Source organism: Streptomyces yangpuensis (assembly GCF_024666385.1).
GTDB classification, from domain to species: Bacteria; Actinomycetota; Actinomycetes; order Streptomycetales; family Streptomycetaceae; genus Streptomyces; species Streptomyces yangpuensis.
On the sequence record NZ_CP102514.1, the window covers coordinates 6131077 to 6149616 of the forward strand.

Annotated in this window: 17 protein-coding genes; 14 read left to right on the forward strand and 3 right to left on the reverse strand. The window is 72.7% G+C overall.

Features of this window, described 5'->3' with window-relative positions; genetic code table 11:
* Positions 1 to 62 precede the first annotated feature (62 nt).
* The gene (locus NRK68_RS27870; RefSeq protein WP_183063802.1) at positions 63 to 1256 is read right to left on the reverse strand and encodes a L,D-transpeptidase; all 1194 of its coding nucleotides are present in this window, start codon (positions 1254 to 1256) and stop codon (positions 63 to 65) included.
* Between the two features lie 224 nt (positions 1257 to 1480).
* On the opposite strand from NRK68_RS27870, the gene NRK68_RS27875 reads away from it, so the two are divergent.
* The 6 genes from NRK68_RS27875 to NRK68_RS27900 all read left to right on the forward strand — a co-directional run bounded on the left by NRK68_RS27875 (position 1481) and on the right by NRK68_RS27900 (position 8384).
* Positions 1481 to 2644 carry a lipid II:glycine glycyltransferase FemX gene (locus NRK68_RS27875; RefSeq protein ID WP_257857097.1) on the forward strand — a complete coding sequence of 388 codons (1164 nt, stop codon included), beginning with the start codon at positions 1481 to 1483 and terminating at the stop codon, positions 2642 to 2644.
* The gene (murJ, locus tag NRK68_RS27880; RefSeq protein ID WP_373023837.1) at positions 2641 to 4314 is read left to right on the forward strand and encodes a murein biosynthesis integral membrane protein MurJ; all 1674 of its coding nucleotides are present in this window, start codon (positions 2641 to 2643) and stop codon (positions 4312 to 4314) included. Before NRK68_RS27875 ends, murJ begins: the two co-directional genes overlap by 4 nt.
* Before the next feature lie 40 nt (positions 4315 to 4354).
* Positions 4355 to 5038 carry a response regulator gene (locus NRK68_RS27885; RefSeq protein WP_183063805.1) on the forward strand — a complete coding sequence of 228 codons (684 nt, stop codon included), beginning with the start codon at positions 4355 to 4357 and terminating at the stop codon, positions 5036 to 5038.
* Positions 5039 to 5044: 6 nt separating this feature from the next.
* Positions 5045 to 6490 carry an ATP-binding protein gene (locus NRK68_RS27890; RefSeq protein WP_183063806.1) on the forward strand — a complete coding sequence of 482 codons (1446 nt, stop codon included), beginning with the start codon at positions 5045 to 5047 and terminating at the stop codon, positions 6488 to 6490.
* Positions 6487 to 7029 carry a GerMN domain-containing protein gene (locus NRK68_RS27895; protein ID WP_183063807.1) on the forward strand — a complete coding sequence of 181 codons (543 nt, stop codon included), beginning with the start codon at positions 6487 to 6489 and terminating at the stop codon, positions 7027 to 7029. The genes NRK68_RS27890 and NRK68_RS27895 overlap by 4 nt, the downstream gene beginning before the upstream one ends.
* 95 nt (positions 7030 to 7124) lie before the next feature.
* Positions 7125 to 8384 (forward strand): cytochrome P450, encoded by a 1260-nt coding sequence (locus NRK68_RS27900; protein ID WP_183063808.1) that lies wholly within the window; start codon positions 7125 to 7127, stop codon positions 8382 to 8384.
* On the opposite strand, the gene NRK68_RS27905 is transcribed toward NRK68_RS27900, so the two are convergent.
* Positions 8344 to 9069 (reverse strand): hypothetical protein, encoded by a 726-nt coding sequence (locus NRK68_RS27905; RefSeq protein ID WP_183063809.1) that lies wholly within the window; start codon positions 9067 to 9069, stop codon positions 8344 to 8346. The two genes, NRK68_RS27900 and NRK68_RS27905, sit on opposite strands and share 41 nt — an antisense overlap.
* 179 nt (positions 9070 to 9248) lie before the next feature.
* Here NRK68_RS27905 and ggt point away from each other — a divergent pair, with 179 nt between their 5' ends.
* Positions 9249 to 11054 carry a gamma-glutamyltransferase gene (gene ggt, locus NRK68_RS27910; RefSeq protein WP_183063810.1) on the forward strand — a complete coding sequence of 602 codons (1806 nt, stop codon included), beginning with the start codon at positions 9249 to 9251 and terminating at the stop codon, positions 11052 to 11054.
* Between the two features lie 24 nt (positions 11055 to 11078).
* Here ggt and map read toward each other — a convergent pair whose 3' ends face one another.
* Positions 11079 to 11846, reverse strand: a complete 768-nt coding sequence (gene map, locus NRK68_RS27915) for a type I methionyl aminopeptidase (protein ID WP_257857099.1) — start codon at positions 11844 to 11846, stop codon at positions 11079 to 11081.
* Between the two features lie 92 nt (positions 11847 to 11938).
* Between map and NRK68_RS27920 the strand changes: the two genes are divergently transcribed.
* The 7 genes from NRK68_RS27920 (at position 11939) to hydA (ending at position 18540) form a co-directional block, all read left to right on the forward strand.
* On the forward strand, positions 11939 to 12190 hold the full coding sequence (locus NRK68_RS27920) for a helix-turn-helix domain-containing protein (RefSeq protein WP_183063812.1): 252 nt from the start codon (positions 11939 to 11941) through the stop codon (positions 12188 to 12190).
* 96 nt (positions 12191 to 12286) lie between these two features.
* A complete protein-coding gene (locus NRK68_RS27925) occupies positions 12287 to 12463 on the forward strand; it encodes a hypothetical protein (protein ID WP_183063813.1) in 177 nt (58 codons plus the stop codon).
* 9 nt (positions 12464 to 12472) lie between these two features.
* Complete coding sequence (locus NRK68_RS27930; protein WP_183063814.1) at positions 12473 to 12853, forward strand: PPOX class F420-dependent oxidoreductase; 381 nt, start codon at positions 12473 to 12475, stop codon at positions 12851 to 12853.
* A 99-nt stretch (positions 12854 to 12952) separates the two neighbouring features.
* Positions 12953 to 14728: a hypothetical protein gene (locus tag NRK68_RS27935; RefSeq protein WP_257857100.1), complete on the forward strand. Its 1776-nt coding sequence runs from the start codon at positions 12953 to 12955 to the stop codon at positions 14726 to 14728.
* Positions 14729 to 14992: 264 nt separating this feature from the next.
* Positions 14993 to 15835 (forward strand): nitrilase-related carbon-nitrogen hydrolase, encoded by an 843-nt coding sequence (locus NRK68_RS27940; RefSeq protein ID WP_183063816.1) that lies wholly within the window; start codon positions 14993 to 14995, stop codon positions 15833 to 15835.
* Complete coding sequence (locus tag NRK68_RS27945; RefSeq protein ID WP_183063817.1) at positions 15832 to 17127, forward strand: aspartate aminotransferase family protein; 1296 nt, start codon at positions 15832 to 15834, stop codon at positions 17125 to 17127. Before NRK68_RS27940 ends, NRK68_RS27945 begins: the two co-directional genes overlap by 4 nt.
* A gap of 12 nt (positions 17128 to 17139) precedes the next feature.
* Complete coding sequence (gene hydA / locus NRK68_RS27950) at positions 17140 to 18540, forward strand: dihydropyrimidinase (protein WP_257857101.1); 1401 nt, start codon at positions 17140 to 17142, stop codon at positions 18538 to 18540.

Genomic DNA, 18540 nt, shown 5'->3' on the forward strand with positions numbered 1-18540 from the left:
ACCCGTCGGTAAGTTACGTGGTGGTAACAATTGAACGAGAGTCAGGAAGGAGGGCCTGCAGGTCAGCCGTTCTGCGGGGCGGCCGACAGGGCGCTCTTGGCCTTCCACTCGTCCCAGGAGAGGTTCCACTCGCCGTAGCCGTTGCCGATCGGCGGCTGCCCCTTCGAGCCCTCGCCGACCACCTCGAAGAGGTCGCCGACCTGGGACTGTCCGAAGAACTCCTTGGCGTCGGCGTCGCTCATCCCCACGCAGCCGGAACTGCTGTTGGTGCGGCCGAAGTTGCCGGAGTTCCACGGGGCGGCGTGCGCGTACATGCCCGACCAGGTCAGCCGCATCGAGTAATCGACCATCTTGTCGTAGGCGTTGTCGAGACCCACGGTCTGGGAGTCCATCCGGATGGTGCCCTCCTTGGTCATGATCACCATCTTCCCGGACCAGGAGGCCTTCTTGCCGCCGGGCGTGCCGGCCGAGATCGGGATCGCCTTCTGCGCCTGGCCGTTCTCGGTCACCGTCATCTTCTTGGTGTCGAGGCTGACCTGGACCCGGCGGTCCTTGCCTATCTTGAACTCGGTGTTGTAGTCGCGGGCGAACAGCCCGCCGCCCTTGCCCGAGTCCACCCCGTTCAGCTTCATGTCGACCTTCACGTCCGTGCCGGACTTCCAGTAGTCCTTCGGCCGCCAGTCGACGCGGTCCTTGCCGTCGTGGTCCTTCATCCAGCCCCAGGAGCCCTCGGTGTTGTCCGAGGTGGTGACCTTGAGCTGCTTCTCCACCTCGGCCTTGTTCGTCACCGGGTTGTCGAAGACGAGGGACACGGGCATCGCCACGCCCACCGTGCTGCCCTTGGAGATGTTGATCGCGACCTTGTTCACCTTGTCGGCGGGACCGGTCCTGAACTGCGTGGTGGCGCTCTGGCTGTCGGTGTTCTGCGCCTCGACCTTGTAGTCGGCACCGGGCGGGGCGTTGCGCTCCGAGGTCCAGGTCTTCCCGTCGTCGGCTATCTTGCCGGGCAGCTCCGCACCCTTGGCGTCGGTCACCTTCACCTGGGCCAGCTTGCCCTCGGCGACGGTCACCGTCACCGGCTGGCCCGCCTTGACCTGATCACCCGTGAGATTCACCGAGACAGCCATCGGAGCCTTCGGCTTCGACTCGGCCTTGCCCTTGTCGTCGCTGCCACCGTCACTCCCGCCCGAGCAGGCGGTCAGCGCGGCGGCCAGGAATGCGGTGCCCGCAATGGCGGTGCGGCGTGTGCGGCTCAACGAAGGGCCCCTTCGAGTCGTGGCGGTGACGGACGTTCGCAAAAGAGGATGAGAACGGGACGACTTTAGGTTGCACAAACCACGGAAAAGATCTCTCTTTCTCTTGTGACGTGGACCGCAGCGAAACGGTCATCATCCGGTCACATTCGCCGCGCACTTCGGTCACGGGTGGCTGTGAGAGTCCTGTGAACGACCCCTCAGGACGATCAGGAAGGCCGTCAGCCGTGTGCGCACTGCTCGTTACCCCCGCCCGGCAGGACCAGGACCACGAGCTCCGGGTGCGCACCCTGTCCGTCCCCGAATACCAGTCCTTCCTCTCCAGGAGCCCCACGGCGAGCTTTCTCCAGCACCCGTCATGGGGCCGGGTGAAGGACCTCTGGCGCTCGGAAATGGTCGGATGGCACTGTCCGGGCGGCGAGATCGAAGGCGCCGGACTCGTTCTCTACCGGCAATTCCCCGGCACCCGCAAATACTTTGCCTATCTGCCCGAAGGCCCCGTCGCCGACTGGTCCGACCCGCGCATCGACCGCTGGCTGGACCCGCTCATGCGCCACCTGCGCGCCGCCGGCGCCTTCGCCGTCCGCATCGGCCCCACCCCCGCCTACCGCCGCTGGGACGCGGCCACCGCCAAAGCCGGCACCGGAACGGGCCGCCAGATATCCGACGTCCTCGCCACCGAGGTCGACCCCGTCGGCGCCGCCCTCGCCGACCGGCTGCGCACCCGCGGCTGGAAGCGCTGCGGAGGCGAGGACGACGGCGACGCCCAGCCCCGCCACGTCTTCCGCGTCCCGCTCGCCGGACGCAGCCTCGACGACCTGTGGTCCGGCCTCAACCAGGAATGGCGACGCAACGTGCGCAAGGCCGGCAAGGCCGGCGTCGAGACCGTCCTCGGCACCTCCGCCGACCTGCCCGAGTTCTACCGGCTGCTGCGGATCACCGAGGAGCGCGACGGCTTCCGGCTCGGCCGCTCCCTCGCGTACTACGAGCAGCAGTACCGCGTCCTGAACGAGGAACAGCCCGGCCGGATGCGGCTCTACCTCGCCGTCCACCACGGCGAGATCCTCGCCGCCCACACCATGATCAGCACCGGCAGCAGGGTCTGGTACCAGACCGGCGCCTCCGCCGACCACCGGCGTGAGGTACGGCCCAGCAACGCCCTGCAGTGGCGCATGATGCGCGACGCACACACCCTCGGCGCCGACGAGTACGACATGCGCGGGGTACCCTCCACCCTTGACCCCGACGAACGTTCATTCGGGCTGCTGCGCTGGAAGCTCGGCACCGGCGGACAGGTCGTCGAAACGCTCGGTGAATGGGAGATCCCGATGGACGGAGTCGCCAACGCGGCGCTCTACAAGGCGTTCCAGGCCTACCTGGCCCGCCGGTGACGGCCACCGACACCAGACAGGCAGGCCCCGGCCCCGGCACCGACGGCGCAGCACCGCGCAAGACCTCGGTGCTGCGCAGCGGCGCGCTCATGGCGGCCGGCTCGATCGTCTCCCGCGCCACCGGCTTCATCCGCTCCGCCGTCGTCGTCGCGGCCCTGGGCACCGGACTGCTCGGTGACGGCTACGCCGTCGCCAACACCGTCCCGAACATCATCTACATCCTGCTCATCGGCGGCGCGCTCAACGCCGTCTTCGTACCCGAGCTGGTCCGGGCCGCCAAGGAACACGCCGACGGCGGCGCCGCCTACACCGACCGGCTGCTCACCGCCTGCACCGCGGCCCTCGTCGCACTCACCGCCACCGCCGTGATCGCCGCCCCGCTGATCGTCTCGGCGTACACCGGCTACCGCGGCGCCCAGGCCGACACCACCGTGGCCCTGGCCCGGTACTGCCTGCCCCAGATCCTCTTCTACGGGCTCTTCACCCTCCTCGGGCAGGTCCTGAACTCCCGCGGCCGGTTCGGCGCGATGATGTGGACCCCGGTCCTCAACAACGTCGTCATCATCGCCGTCTTCGGGCTGTTCCTGTACCTCTCGCACGACGGCGCCACCGGCCTCACCGCCGCCGAGACCCGGCTCCTGGGCCTCGGCACCACCGCGGGCATCGTCGTCCAGGCCCTCGCCCTGATCCCCTCGCTGCGCGCGGCCCGCTTCCGCTGGCGCCCCCGCTTCGACTGGCGCGGCAGCGGCCTCGGCCGCCCCCTGCGCAACGCGGGCTGGACCGCCCTGCTCGTCCTCACCAACCAGGTCGCCTACTGGGTCGTCACCCGGCTCTCCACCGCCACCGGCCAGCGCGCCGTCGACGCCGGTCTCGCGGGCGGCGCCGGCTACACCGCCTACAGCAACGCCTACCAGCTGTGGATCGTCCCGCAGGGCATCATCACCGTCTCCCTCGTCACGGCCCTGATGCCGCGGATGAGTTCCGCCGCCACCGACGGCGACCTCGGCGCCGTACGCCGCGACGTCTCCTACGCGCTGCGTTCCAGCGCCGCCCTCGTCGTCCCCGCCGCCGCCCTCATGGCCGCCCTCGCCCCCTGGGTGATGGGCAGCGTCTTCGGCTACGGCCGCACCGGCGCCGCCGACATCGAGATCATGGCCGGCATGCTAGCGGCCTTCGCCCCCGGACTGGTCGCCTTCTCCGCGCAGTACGTCCTCTCGCGCGGCTTCTACGCCCTCTCCGACACCCGCACCCCCTTCTTCCTCAACCTCGTCATCGTCACCCTGAACGCCGCGCTGTCGGCCGCCGCCTACCTCCTGCTCTCCCCGCGCTGGGCGGTCACCGGCATGGCCGCCGCCTCCTCCGTCGCCTTCCTCGCGGGCGCCGCCGCCACCGGGTACGCCCTCTCCCGCAGGCTCGGCCCGCGTCCGGGCAGCCGCACCGAACGCCGTACCACCGCCGTACGCACCCACCTGCGGCTGCTGACGGCCTGCGCACCCGCGGCCGCGGCGGCGTACGCGGCGGCCCGCGCCGCCGAACGCTTCGGCGACTTCGCCGCCGTCGGAGCGGGAACCGCGGCCCTCGCCCTGGTCGTCGTACTCCTCGCCCGGCCGCTGCGCCTGGCCGAGATCACCGACCTGCTGGACTCCCTGCGGCGCAAGACCGGCCGGTAGCGGGAGGCGAAGCCGAAGATCACCCTGGGATACTGAGCGGATGCCACGCGTACTGCTGATCGAGGACGACCCTTCCATCCGCGAAGGCGTGGGCCTCGGCCTGCGCCGCCGCGGCCACGAGGTGCGGGCCGCCGAGACCGGGGAGGAGGGACTCGCGCTGATGGCGACCTTCCACCCCGAACTCGTCCTGCTCGACCTGATGCTGCCCGGCATCAACGGCGTACAGGTCTGCCACCGCATCCGCCAGACCAGCGAAGTGCCGATCATCATGCTCACCGCACGCGGCGACGACTTCGACATCGTCATCGGCCTGGAGGCGGGAGCCGACGACTACATCGTCAAACCCGCCCGCACCGAGGTCATCGAGGCCCGCATCAAGGCCGTGCTGCGCCGGCTCAGCGACCCGGTCGGAACCCGCCCCGGCATCGAGACCCACGGCGAACTCGCCATCGACCGCGCCGGGCTGACCGTTGCCAAGAACGGCGAACGCGTCGCCCTCGCACCCAGCGAGATCAAACTCCTGCTGCACCTGTCGGCCTCGCCCGAGCAGGTCTTCTCCCGCCAGCAGCTGCTGGAGTACGTCTGGGACCACAGCTACCACGCCGACGCCCGGCTCGTGGACGCCTGCGTCCGCCGGCTCCGCCACAAGATCGAGGACCCCGCCCGCAGCCCCCGCTACATACAGACCGTGCGCGGCTTCGGCTACCGCTTCGGCCCCCTGTAGGCCGCGGTGCGACGCATAGCACCCCTCGGGCTGCGCACCCGGCTGATAGCGGCCTTCCTCCTGGTCGCCGCCATCAGTGCGGGAACCACCGCGGCCCTGACCTACCAGCAGGCCCGCAACGCCATCCTCAAACAGACCCAGGACACCGCCGTCAGCACCCTGCGCGACCAGGTCGAGCAGCAGGAGATCCGCCTCCCCCTGGAACAGCCGGAACTCCAGCGCATCGTCATCGAGCTCGGCAAACGCGGCAAACCCCACCCCTGGATCATCTTCGGCGAGTACGGCGGCACACGCGTCTCCACCAACCCCGGCACGCCCACCTCCACCGTGATCACCGACAGCCTGCGCGACCGGGTCCGCAACAACCAGTACGCCGCCTTCCAGCGCGTCGAGGACCAGCGCGGCAACCCCTGGCTCACCATCGGCGTCCCCGCCGTCTTCGAACACAACGGATACACCGAAGCCACCGGGGTCGTCTTCTACGCCAGCGTCCCCCTCTCCACCGAGAAGCAGACCGTCGAAGCCATGGTCGAGGCCGCCCAGCAGGGCGCCGTCCCGGGCCTGGCCATCGCCGTCGTCCCCGCACTGCTGGCCGCCCGCAGCGTGCTGCGCCCGGTCCGCGACATGCGCCGCGCCGCCCAGAAACTCGGCCGCGGCCGCCTCGACACCCGCATCGAGGTCCGGGGCGCCGACGAACTCGCCGGACTCGCCCGCACCTTCAACGAGACCGCCCGCGCCCTGGAACAGTCCGTGCGCGAACTCCAGGAGGCCGAGACCCGCGCCCGCCGCTTCGCCTCCGACGTCTCCCACGAACTGCGCACCCCGCTCGCCGGGATGCTCGCCGTGACCGAGGTCCTCGACGAGGACGCCGCCCGCCTCGACGCCGACACCGCCAAGGCCCTGCACCTGGTCAGCGCCGAGACCGGCAAACTCGCCGTCCTCGTCGAGGACCTGATGGAGATCTCCCGCTTCGACGCCCGGGCCGCCGAACTCAACCTCGACGACGTGGACATCGCCGAAGCCGTCCGCAAGACCCTCGAACGACGCCACTGGGACGACGACCGCGTCGTCACCGCACTGCCCGACGGGGTCCGCGCCCGGCTCGACCCGCGCCGCTTCGACGTGGTCCTCGCCAACCTCGTCGGCAACGCCCTGCGGCACGGCGGCGCCCCCGTACGCGTCACCGTACGGACCGCACCCGGCGCGGCGGGCGAGCGGCTCCTCATCGACGTCGCCGACAGCGGGCCCGGCATCGCCCCCGAGGTGCTGCCGCACATTTTCGACCGCTTCTTCAAGGCCGACGCGGCCCGCACCCGCTCCGCCGGCAGCGGCCTCGGACTCGCCATCACCCTGGAGAACGTCCGCCTGCACGGCGGCACCCTGCGGGCGGCCAACCGGCCCGCGGGCGGCGCCCTCTTCACCCTCGACATGCCGCTGGAGGCCCGCGCATGACAGGGCGCACGACGAGATCCCGCGCCACGGCGGCCGCCGCCGCCCTGACGGGCTGCGCCCTGCTGCTCGCCGGATGCGGGATCAAACGCACCGGGGTGATCGAGAGCGGCCACGCCGCCACCGTCAAGGTGCCCGGAAGCAAGAACGCCGCCACGCTCTACTTCGTCTCCAAGGACGGCGACCGGGTCGTCCCGGTCCCCTTCTCCATCGGCACCGACTACATGCTCGCGCCCGTACCGCTCCTGCGGATCCTGCTGGACGGCCCCACCGGTCCGGCCTCGGCGGCAGGCCTCACCACCGCCCTGCCGAAGGTGTCCGCGTCCGGCGCCGACTCGGAGCGGGTGGCGGTGAGCAAGTACCAGCCGGACAAGGGGATCACGGTCAGTGTGCCGTTCCCCGTCGCCGGCTTGTCCGACCTGGCCCGCAAACAACTGGTGTGCACCTTCGGCGTCTCCGCCGTACGCGACACCGTCACCCCCGTCGCCATCCAGGGCACCGACACCACCCTCCCCGCCACCGACTGCAACCCGCGGCGCTGACCCGGCGCACACCCGCCCACGGCGTGCCCATGCGGGCAGGGCCGCCCACGTCCGTGCCCTTGCGGGCAGGGCCGCCCACGCGTCACGGTGGCCCCATGGACCACGCCGCGGACATCCCCGACGTCTTCGACCCGCGCGTCTACGCCGCAGGCGTCCCCCACGAGCGCTACGGGCTGCTGCGCGACCGGCACCCCGTCGCCTGGCAGCCGGAGCCCGAGATCGCCGGCTGGCCCGCCGGCCCCGGCTTCTGGGCCGTCACCCGGCACGCCGACGTCGTCCACGTCCTGCGCGACCACCGCACGTACTCCTCCTGGCTGGGCGCCACCCAGATCCGCGACCCCGACCCGGCCGACCTTCCCTTCCTGCGCCGCACCATGCTCAACCAGGATCCCCCCGAGCACGGCAGGCTGCGCCGGCTCGTCGCCCGCGCCTTCACCCCCGCCCGCGTCGACGCCTTCGCCGGACGGGTGCGCGAACGCGCCCGTACGCTGCTCGCCACCGCCCGGGACACCGCCGAAGGCGGCGCCGTCGACCTCGTCCGCACCGTCACCGACGAGTACGCGCTGCTCAACCTCACCGACCTGCTCGGCGTCCCGCCCGCCGACCGGGCCCTGCTCCTCGAATGGACCGTACGCGTCATCGGCTACCAGGACCCCGACGACGCCCCCGCACCGCTCCTCGGCCCCGACGGCACACCCCTCAACCCGCGCTCCCCGGCCCTGCTCGGCGAGATGTTCTCCTACGCCCGCGAACTCGCCGCCCACAAACGCGACCACCCCGGCGACGACGTGATGACCGCCCTCGCCACCGCCGGACTGGACCCCGCCGAACTCGAGATGTTCTTCTTCCTGCTCACCGTCGCGGGCAACGACACCGTCCGCAGCGCCGCCCCCGGCGGCCTGCTCGCCCTCGCCGGAGCCCCCGACGAATACCGCCGGCTCGCGGCGGGCGACGTCCCCATGGCACGCGCGGTCGACGAACTCCTGCGCGTCCACCCACCGGTCCTCAGCTTCCGGCGCACCGCCGCCACCGACCACGAACTGGCCGGGCAGCCGGTCCGGGCCGGCGACAAGGTCGTCGTCCTCCACGCCTCCGCCAACCACGACGAGCGCGTCTTCACCGACCCCGGCCGCCTGGACCTCGGCCGCACACCCAACCCGCACGTGTCCTTCGGGGACGGCCCGCACGTCTGCCTGGGCGCGCACTTCGCCCGCCTCCAGCTGCGCATCCTCTACGAGGAGTGGTGCACGGCCATGCCCGTACCGGAACTCGCCGGCCCGCCGAAGCGGCTGGTGTCCAACTTCATCAACGGGATCACGCGGCTGCCGCTGCGGGTGTCCGGGCCGGCCGGGTGACGTCCGCGACCAGCTCGGTCACGTCCGGCCCGTAGGCGTCGGAGTTGACGACCTTCAGCACCAGGCAGAAGGACTCCACCCCGTACTTGCGCGCCAGCTGCGCGTGATGCCGGTTCAGGTACCGGGCGGCGGCCTGGTTGCTGACCGCGGTCTGCCCGGACAGCAGGAACACCGGGCGGCCGCCCTCCCCGCCCGCCAGCCGGGCCAGTACCACGTGCTCCTCCAGCCCCTTGCGCCACCGGTAGGTCTCGCCGCCCACCCGGATCGCGCCCCGGTCCTCGTGCTGCTCGGAGTCGATGTTGACGGTGATGCCCGGCAGCATGGAGGCGAGATGCGCCGTGGTGCGGGCGTTGGACGTCGGTCCGCCGACGCAGAACTCGGCCCGGTCGCCGAAGCCCTGACGGGCGGTGTCGTGCGTGACGATCTGGACGTTCGCCCCGCAGTCCTTGATCAGGGCGGAGATCTCCAGCAGGGCGAAGGCGTCGTTGCGGTGCAGCGAGGAATCCTTTGCGCCCATCTGCCGGTTGACCACGAACAGGCAGTCGGAGCCCGTCGGAAGCCCGAAGAACGCCTGCTTGCGGCGGAGCGCGCGCCGCCAGAGATAGGTCCGGGAGAACCAGCCGAACCCGCCGCTGACGGCGGTGGCTATCACCCCGAGCACGATGTTGCGCACGTCGTCGTTCATGCGCGGGATGCTAGCGGTGCCGGCGCAGAGGTCACCGGCCCGGTACCCCTTCCGCCCTGCGGGTACCCCGTCCGCCCTCCCGTCTCCCAGCCACCCGCCGGCGGCGCGCCCCGGCAGACGCCCTGACGGGGCGCCGGGCCCGGCGCTAGGCTCGGCCCACGCTGCCACTGGAGGTCCGGATGCACCGTCCCGCCGTCGCCCGCACGTTACCGCTGCTGACCGTCGCCGCCGCACTCGTGGCGACCGGCGCCGCCCCGCCCGTCGCGGCGGCCCCCGCCCCGCCGGCGAAGGTACCGGTCGCCGCCGGCTACGGCGGAGCCGTCGCCAGCGTCGACGCGGACGCCTCGGCCGCCGGGATCGCCGTACTGCGCTCCGGCGGCAACGCCGTCGACGCGGCCGTCGCCACCGCCGCGGCCCTCGGCGTCACCGAGCCCTACTCGGCGGGCATCGGAGGCGGCGGCTACTTCGTCTACTACGACGCCCGCACCCGCCGGGTGCACACCATCGACGGCCGGGAGACCGCCCCGGCCACGGCCACCGAGACCCTGTTCCAGGAGAACGGGCAGCCGATCCCCTTCGCGGAGGGCCAGACCAGCGGCCTCGGCGTCGGCGTCCCCGGCACCCCCGCCACCTGGAAGAGCGCCCTCGACGCCTGGGGCAGCCGCCCGCTGCGCCAACTCCTGCGGCCCGCCGAGAAACTGGCCCGTGACGGTTTCACCGTCGACGCCACCTTCCGGGCCCAGACCCAGCTCAACGAGGCCCGGTTCAGGGACTTCCCCGACACCTCGAAGCTGTTCCTGCCCGGCGGTTCCCTGCCGGTCGTCGGCTCCACCTTCAAGAACCCCGACCTCGCCGACACCTACGCCGAACTCGCCCGCAAGGGAACCGGCGCCCTCTACCGCGGCCCCATCGCCGAGGACATCGTCCGCACGGTCCGCACGCCCCCGGTGGACCCCGCCGCCACCCGCCGGGTCCGGCCCGGCGACCTGACCGCCGGCGACCTGCGCGCGTACGGCACCAAGCGGCAGGAACCCACCCGGGTGGGCTACCGCGGCCTGGACGTCTACAGCATGGCGCCCTCCTCCTCCGGCGGCACCACGGTCGGCGAGGCCCTGAACATCCTGGAACGGACCGACCTGTCGAAGCTGTCCGGGACGCAGTACCTGCACCACTTCATCGAGGCCTCCCGGATCTCCTTCGCCGACCGCGGCCGCTGGGTCGGCGACCCGGCCGCCGTGGACGTGCCGACGCGTGAACTGCTCTCCCAGCGGTTCGCCGACTCCCGCGCCTGCCTCATCGACCCGGCCCGGGCCCTGACCAGCCCGCTGGCCCCCGGCGACCCGCGCCACCCGGTGCCCTGCGCCACCACCGGACAGGCCGCGCCGACCACGTACGAGGGGGAGAACACCACGCACCTGACGGTCGCCGACCGCTGGGGCAACGTCGTCTCCTACACCCTGACCATCGAGTCCACCGGCGGCAGCGCCATCACCGTCCCCGGCCGGGGCTTCCTCCTCAACAACGAGCTCACCGACTTCTCCTTCGCCCCGGCGGCGCCCGGCGTCCCGGACCCGAACCTGCCGGGCCCCGGCAAGCGCCCGCGCTCGTCCATGTCCCCGACGATCGTGCTGGACGACGGCCGGCCGGTGCTCGCGGTCGGCTCGCCCGGCGGAGCCACCATCATCACCACCGTCCTGCAGACCCTGACCGGACACCTGGACCGGGGCCTGCCGCTGGTCGACGCGATCGCCGCGCCGCGGGCCAGCCAGCGCAACCAGACCACCACCGAGCTGGAACCGGGCCTGTGGAACAGCCCGCTGCGAGCCGAGCTGGAGGCCCTGGGCCAGGGCTTCCGGCAGAACCCGGAGATCGGCGCCGCCACCGGGGTCCAGCGGCTGCCCGACGGCCGGTGGCTTGCGGCGGCCGAGACCTCCCGGCGCGGCGGCGGCTCGGCCATGGTCGTCCACCCGCACGGCAGGCCGTAGGGGCTGTCCCGCCGGCACGCCGGATCAGGGCGCGGTGAGGATCCGCGGGCCGCGGGCGGTGATCGCGACCGTGTGCTCCGAGTGGGCGGCGCGGGTGCCGTCGACGGTGCGCAGGGTCCAGCCGTCGCCGTCGCAGCGGTAGTCGTCCGTACCGCCCGCGATCAGCATCGGCTCGATGGCGAGGACCATGCCGGGGCGCAGCCTCATGCCGCGCCCCGGCGGGCCCTCGTTCGGCACGCCGGGGTCCTCGTGCATGCTGCGGCCGATCCCGTGGCCGCCGAAGCCGTCGGGCACGCCGTACCCGGCGGCGCGGCAGACCGTGCCGACGGCGTGGGCGATGTCCCCGATCCGGTTGCCCGGCAGGGCGGCGGCGATGCCGGCCGCGAGGGCCGCCTCGGAGGTCTCGATCAGCCGCACGTCCTCGGGACGGGCGCGGCCGACGGTGAAGCTGACCGCGGCGTCCCCGACCCAGCCGCCGAGCTTCGCCCCGCAGTCGATGCTGACGAGGTCGCCGTCGCGGAGCCGGTAGTCGTCGGGGATGCCGTGCACGATCGCGTCATTGACGGAGGCGCACACCACCGCGGGGAAGGGCACCGGCGCGAACCGCGGCCGGTAGCCGAGGAAGGGCGAGGTCGCGCCGGCGCCGCGGAGCACCTCGCGGGCCACCCCGTCCAGCTCCGACAGGGCCGTGCCGACGTGCGCGGCCCGCCTTACGGCGGCCAGGGTGCGGGCGACGATCCGGCCCGCGGCGCGCATCTTCTCGATCTCGGGTGCTGTCTTCAGTTCCACCATGCCAATAACTATACCGGTATAACAGTAACGGGATTTCTTTACCGGGATAACTTTACCGGGATAACTATTGGCCGCCCGGGTAGGATGGGCGCATGGTCCGTACCCCTCTCACCCCCGAAGAGCGCGAACGCGGCGAGCGCCTGGGCGCCCTGCTGCGCGAGGCCCGCGGCGCCCGCAGCATGGTCGAGGTCGCGGCCGGGGCCGGGCTCTCCGCCGAGACCCTGCGCAAGATCGAGACCGGCCGGGCGCCCACGCCCGCCTTCTTCACGGTCGCCGCCCTCGCCGAGGCGCTCGGGCTCTCGCTGGACGACCTGCTCAGGCGCTGCGCGGCCCTGCCGGCCTGAGGCCCTGCCGTCGGGGTCGTCCCCTTCGGGCGGGAGTCGAGGCCGAACGGCCCAATCGGCGGTGGGACTTGCCGCGCGCGGGGCAGGCGTGAAGGCGTGTCAGCCACGAACGCAGCCGAACGACTCGGATTCGCAGCCGCCGGCGCCCTCCTCGCCGGAGGCCTGCTGCTGGCGGCGTGCACCCTGCCCGGCGACCGGCCCGCGCCCCTCCGCGAAGCGGACGGGCGGGCCCGCCAGGGAGCCGTCGACCGGGACTTCGCAGACACGCGCTAGGGTCCCGGTATGGGTCTCCAGGAGCTCGGCAGCGCGCGGTACGTCAGCCTCACCACCTTCCGCAAGGACGGCACGCCCGTGGCGACCCCGGTATGGGCGGTCGCCGACGGGAGCGAGCTGTACGTGTGGACGCGCAGCGACTCCTGGAAGGTCAAGCGCATCCGCAACGACGGGCGGGTCACCGTCACCCCGTGCGACGTTCGGGGGCGCGTCGAGGACGGGGCGCGCGCGGTCGAGGGACGGGCCCGGCTGCTCGACGAGGAGGGCCTGCGCCGGGTGCGCAGACTGATGTCGCGCAAGTACACCTGGCAGTTCTGGATGGTGGACGTGCCCGCCGCTCTGGTGCGGCGCGGGAAGCGGCCGCACACCGCGATCGCCGTCAAGCTTTGAGATTCCCGTAGTCCGCCCGTAACACAGGTGGGGTCCAATGCGGTCATGGAGACCGCGACTTCACTGGCGATCGGTCAACTCTCCGGATACTTGCGGGGATTGACGCAAAGGCTGGATGCCGGGGCAGGCTGGTACGGGGAGTTCCTGCGCCGGGATCCGGAGGGCGTGCGGGCCTGTCTGAACGGGGCGGCGATACCTCCGTGGGACGTGGTCGAATCGCTGCTGAGCGACCTGGCGGAGTCGGGCGGCGCGGAACTCGCGGCGCGGGAGACCGGCTACGCGGCGAGGCTGCGGGCGGCGGCCGTGGCCGCGTGGGACCGGCTCCCGGGGGGCGCGGACGAACTGCGGACCCTGCTGGCGGCGGCGGCCGCCCAGCGGGCGGAGTCGGAGGAGGCCCTGCGCAGCCTGACCGCCCGGCTCGGCGGGACCGCCGACCGGGCCGAGACCGAAGCCCTGACCCGGGAGCTGTCCTGGACCCGGGACGACATGGCCCGCGCCGCGGCCCGCCACGAAGACCTGGCGGCCCGCCTGGCCGCCCTCCACACCCCCGCCCCGGCCGCGCCCGTGCGGCCGACGCCCGAGGCGGGAGCGCAGAACGCGGCCTCGGCTGCGGCCTGGGCGCAGTCGCGCCCCGGGGCCCGGTCCCGGGTCGGCGCGCCCGCGTGGACGGCGGCCGAAGCGGGGGCGCGTTCTGCGGCCCCGGCGGGGGCGGAACCGCGCGCGGAGGCGCAGGCCCGGGCGGGCCGACATGCGGAGGTTCCGGCCCGGCCGGGCGCGCCCGCAGCGCAGAGCCCGGCCCCGGCCTGGGGAGAGTCGCGCGCGGAGGCTCAGTTCCCGCCCGACGAACCCGCGCAGGCGGAGGCCCAGGCGGCAGTGCAGAGCGTGGCCCCGCCGGGAGCCTGGGCCGGGACCGGGACCGGGGCTGGGACTGGGGCTGTGGCTCAGGGCGGGCCCTGGGGCGGGAGCCCGGTCGACGGCGGTGGTCCGGGTGCGCCGGGGGAGGACGGGGCACACGCACACGCTTCAAAAGCGCCGCCCGTGGAGGACGGCGGCGCCTCGGGCCGGGAGGCGGGGGTGCTGCCGCCTGTCGGGCGGGCCGAGGGGCGGTGGTTGCGCGGGGCGCGTCGGGCCGGGGGCGCCCGGTACGCCGGGTCGGCGGCTCCCGAGGCCCTGGCCTTCACGCCGCCGCCGGGCCACCCGGACGCCGAGGCTCCCGGCGGGCCTGGCGGTCCGGAGGTCCATCGCGCCCCGCGTGGCGCCCGGTTCGGCCGGCCGCGGCCCGAGCGGGCGGCCGAACCCGAGCCCGTACCCGTACCCGTACCTACGCCCGTACCTGCGCCCGCCCTGCCGACCCGCTCGCCGCAGGCCGTTGCCGCCGAGCTGATCACGCTGCGCGCGCAGGGCCGCAGCGGGGAGGCACACGCCCTGCTCTGCCAGGCCGCGGCCTGGCCCGCCGGGCAGCTGCCCCACCTGGCCGCCGAGCTGACCCGCGCCGGCCTGGCGGCCGATTGGACGACGCTGCTGTGGGAGGCGGCCTCCCTGCCGCCCGACCGGCTCGCCGCGGCCGCCGCCGCTCTGGGTGACGCCGGCCGGGAGGCCGACCGCGACGCCCTGTTGCGGCAGGGCGTGGCCCGCCCGGCCGCCGAGGTCGCGGACGCGGCCCTCGCCCTCGGTACGGCCGGCCGTACCCGCGAGGCCGAGGCCCTGCTCGGAGCCTTCGTACGGGTCCGGACCGCCGAGGAGGCCGCCGCCCTGGCCCGGCACGACCCCCAATGGCTCGCCCCGCTGCTGCTCCGCGTCGCAGGCTTACTCCCGGGTGCCCGCCACCGCGACCTCGTCCACGCCCTCCGAGTGGCCGGTATCGCCACTCCCTAGCCCGGTTCCGCGACGGCCCGCCGGCCCCGCACGGCCCACCCCACCCGGGCGGCGGGCACGCGGAACAGGGCGCGGACGCTCTCGGGTTCATGTCGGCAAAGTCCCGTCTGCTGACCGCAAACGACCGCGCCGCGACGTAACGTGACCGACTACTCCAACTGTGCAAGGCGGTCTTGCCCCGCGCTGTGACGAGGCCTACGTTCTACTCCCTACGCACTCCGTCTACGTGCGTAGAACCGGCGTTCCCGTCGCAAGGAGCAGCTCATGGCCCAAGTCGTCCGCGCCGCGCTGGTCCAGGCCACCTGGACCGGAGACACCGAATCGATGATCGCCAAGCACGAGGACCACGCCCGCCGGGCCGCCGCCGAGGGTGCGAAGGTCATCGGCTTCCAGGAGGTGTTCAACGCCCCCTACTTCTGCCAGGTCCAGGAGCCCGAGCACTACCGCTGGGCCGAGGCCGTCCCCGACGGTCCGACCGTCCGCCGTATGCAGGACCTCGCCCGCGAGACCGGCATGGTCATCGTCGTCCCGGTCTTCGAGCTGGAGAGCGCGGGCTTCTACTACAACACCGCCGCCGTCATCGACGCCGACGGCACCTACCTCGGCAAGTACCGCAAGCACCACATCCCGCAGGTCAAGGGCTTCTGGGAGAAGTACTACTTCCGCCCGGGCAACCTCGGCTGGCCCGTCTTCGACACCGCCGTCGGCCGGATCGGCGTCTACATCTGCTACGACCGCCACTTCCCCGAGGGCTGGCGCCAACTCGGGCTGGCCGGCGCCCAGCTCGTCTACAACCCCTCCGCCACCCACCGCGGCCTCTCCGCCTACCTCTGGCAGCTCGAACAGCCCGCCGCGGCCGTCGCCAACGAGTACTTCGTCGCCGCGATCAACCGCATCGGCCAGGAGGAGTACGGCGACAACGACTTCTACGGCACCAGCTACTTCGTCGACCCGCGCGGCCGGTTCGTCGGGGACGTCGCCAGCGACAAGGAGGAGGAACTCCTCGTCCGCGACCTCGACTTCGACCTGATCAAGGAGGTCCGCGACCAGTGGGCCTTCTACCGCGACCGCCGCCCCGACGCCTACGGAGGGCTCGTACAGCCGTGACCAACCCCACCCCGCTCCACAACCGCCACCGCACCGTCCTGCCCGACTGGCTCGCGCTCTACTACCAGAACCCCATCGAGCTCACCCACGGCGAGGGACGCCACGTCTGGGACGCCGACGGCAACCGCTACCTCGACTTCTTCGGCGGCATCCTCACCACCATGACCGCCCACGCCCTGCCCGAGGTCACCAAGGCCGTCTCCGAGCAGGCCGGACGGATCATCCACTCCTCCACCCTGTACCTCAACCGGCCGATGATCGAGCTGGCCGAGCGGGTGGCCGCCCTGTCCGGCATCCCCGACGCCCGCGTCTTCTTCACCACCTCCGGCACCGAGGCCAACGACACCGCCCTGCTGCTCGCGACGACGTACCGCCGCTCCAACCAGATCCTGGCGATGCGCAACAGCTACCACGGCCGGTCCTTCTCCACCGTCTCCATCACCGGCAACCGCGGCTGGTCCCCGACCAGCCTGTCCCCGCTGCAGACGTACTACGTCCACGGCGCCGTCCGCACCCGGGGCCCCTTCGCCCACCTCGACGACACCGCCTTCACCGCCGCGGCCGTCGCGGACCTCGAAGACGTACTGGGCCAGGCCCGCGGGGGAGTGGCCGCCCTGATCGCCGAGCCGATCCAGGGCGTCGGCGGCTTCACCTCCCCGCCCGACGGCCTGTACGGCGCCTTCCGCGAGGTCCTCGACCGCCACGGCATCCTGTGGATCAGCGACGAGGTGCAGACCGGCTGGGGCCGTACCGGCGACCACTTCTGGGGCTGGCAGGCCCATGCCCAGAGCGGCCCGCCGGACATCCTCACCTTCGCCAAGGGCATCGGCAACGGCATGTCCATCGGCGGCGTCGTCGCCCGCGCCGAGGTGATGAACTGCCTCGACGCCAACTCCATCTCGACCTTCGGCGGTTCACCCGTCACCATGGCCGCCGGCGTCGCCAACCTCGGCTATCTCCTGGAACACGACCTCCAGGGCAACGCCCGCCGCGTCGGCGGCCTGCTCCTGGAACGGCTGCGCGCAATCGCCGCCGCCGTCCCCGCCGTCCGGGAGGTCCGCGGCCGCGGCCTGATGGCCGGCATCGAACTGACCAGGCCCGGCACCGACCAGGCCGACCCGGACGCCGCCTCCGCCGTCCTGGAGGCCGCCCGCGAAGGCGGCCTGCTGCTCGGCAAGGGCGGCGGCCACAACACCAGCGTGCTGCGCATCGCGCCGCCGCTCTCCCTCACCGTCGCCGAGGCGGAAGAGGGCGCCGGAATCCTCGAACAGGCCCTGCGCAGCGTGGAGTAGGGGGAACCTCCCATGAGCAACCGCACTCTGATCAGCGGCGGTCTCGTCGTCACCGCCGCCGACGAACTGCACGCGGACGTCCTGATCGAGGACGGCCGCGTGGCCGCGCTGGCCGCACACGGCTCCGCGGCCGCCGGCGCCTGGACCGCCGGCCGTACGATCGACGCGTCCGGGAAGTACGTCATCCCGGGCGGTGTCGACGCGCACACCCACATGGAGCTCCCCTTCGGCGGGACCTCCGCCTCGGACACCTTCGAGACGGGAACCAGAGCCGCCGCCTGGGGCGGCACCACCACCATCGTCGACTTCGCCGTGCAGAGCGTGGGCCACTCCCTGCGCGAAGGACTCGACACCTGGTACGCCAAGGCCGACGGCAACTGCGCCGTCGACTACGCCTTCCACATGATCCTCTCGGACGTCAACGAGGGCACCCTGAAGGAGATGGACCTCCTCGTGGAGGAGGGCGTCACCTCCTTCAAGCTGTTCATGGCCTACCCGGGTGTCTTCTACAGCGACGACGGGCGGATCCTGCGCGCGATGCAGCGCGGCGCCTCCAACGGCGGGCTGATCATGATGCACGCCGAGAACGGCATCGCGATCGACGTCCTCGTCGAACAGGCCCTGGCGCGCGGGGAGACCGACCCCCGCCACCACGGCGAGGTCCGCAAGGTCCTCCTGGAGGCGGAGGCCACCCACCGCGCCATCCAGCTCGCCCGGGTCGCCGGCTCCCCGCTGTACGTCGTCCACGTCTCGGCGGAGGAGGCGGTCGCGGAGCTCGCGGCCGCCCGTGACAAGGGGCTCCCCGTCTTCGGCGAGACCTGCCCGCAGTACCTCTTCCTGTCCACCGACAACCTGCAGGAGCCGGACTTCCAGGGCGCCAAGTACGTCTGCTCCACCCCGCTGCGGCCCCGCGAGCACCAGGCCGCACTGTGGCGGGGGCTGCGGACCAACGACCTCCAGGTGGTCTCCACCGACCACTGCCCCTTCTGCTTCCGGGGCCAGAAGGAACTCGGCCGTGGGGACTTCTCGAAGATCCCCAACGGGCTGCCGGGCGTGGAGAACCGCATGGACCTCCTGCACCAGGCCGTGGTGGACGGCCACATCAGCCGCCGCCGGTGGATCGAGATCGCCTGCGCCACACCCGCCCGGATGTTCGGCCTCTACCCGAGGAAGGGCACCATCGCCCCCGGTTCCGACGCCGACATCGTCCTCTACGATCCGCACGCCGAGCAGGTCATCTCCGCCGAGACCCACCACATGAACGTGGACTACTCGGCGTACGAGGGCAAGCGGATCACCGGACGCGTCGACACCGTGCTCTCGCGCGGCGAACTCGTCGTCGACCGGCGTGAGTACACCGGCCGGGCCGGCCACGGGGCGTTCGTCCACCGCTCCACCTGCCAGTACCTGTAA

Bases quoted from the DNA above. Each gene is read 5' to 3' on its own strand.
- NRK68_RS27885 (WP_183063805.1), top strand. From the start codon at position 4,355: ATGCCACGCGTACTGCTGATCGAGGACGACCCTTCCATCCGCGAAGGC.
- NRK68_RS27895 (WP_183063807.1), top strand. From the start codon at position 6,487: ATGACAGGGCGCACGACGAGATCCCGCGCCACGGCGGCCGCCGCCGCC.
- NRK68_RS27900 (WP_183063808.1), top strand. From the start codon at position 7,125: ATGGACCACGCCGCGGACATCCCCGACGTCTTCGACCCGCGCGTCTAC.
- NRK68_RS27905 (WP_183063809.1), bottom strand. From the start codon at position 9,069: ATGAACGACGACGTGCGCAACATCGTGCTCGGGGTGATAGCCACCGCC.
- ggt (WP_183063810.1), top strand. From the start codon at position 9,249: ATGCACCGTCCCGCCGTCGCCCGCACGTTACCGCTGCTGACCGTCGCC.
- map (WP_257857099.1), bottom strand. From the start codon at position 11,846: ATGGTGGAACTGAAGACAGCACCCGAGATCGAGAAGATGCGCGCCGCG.
- NRK68_RS27920 (WP_183063812.1), top strand. From the start codon at position 11,939: ATGGTCCGTACCCCTCTCACCCCCGAAGAGCGCGAACGCGGCGAGCGC.
- NRK68_RS27930 (WP_183063814.1), top strand. From the start codon at position 12,473: ATGGGTCTCCAGGAGCTCGGCAGCGCGCGGTACGTCAGCCTCACCACC.
- NRK68_RS27940 (WP_183063816.1), top strand. From the start codon at position 14,993: ATGGCCCAAGTCGTCCGCGCCGCGCTGGTCCAGGCCACCTGGACCGGA.
- hydA (WP_257857101.1), top strand. From the start codon at position 17,140: ATGAGCAACCGCACTCTGATCAGCGGCGGTCTCGTCGTCACCGCCGCC.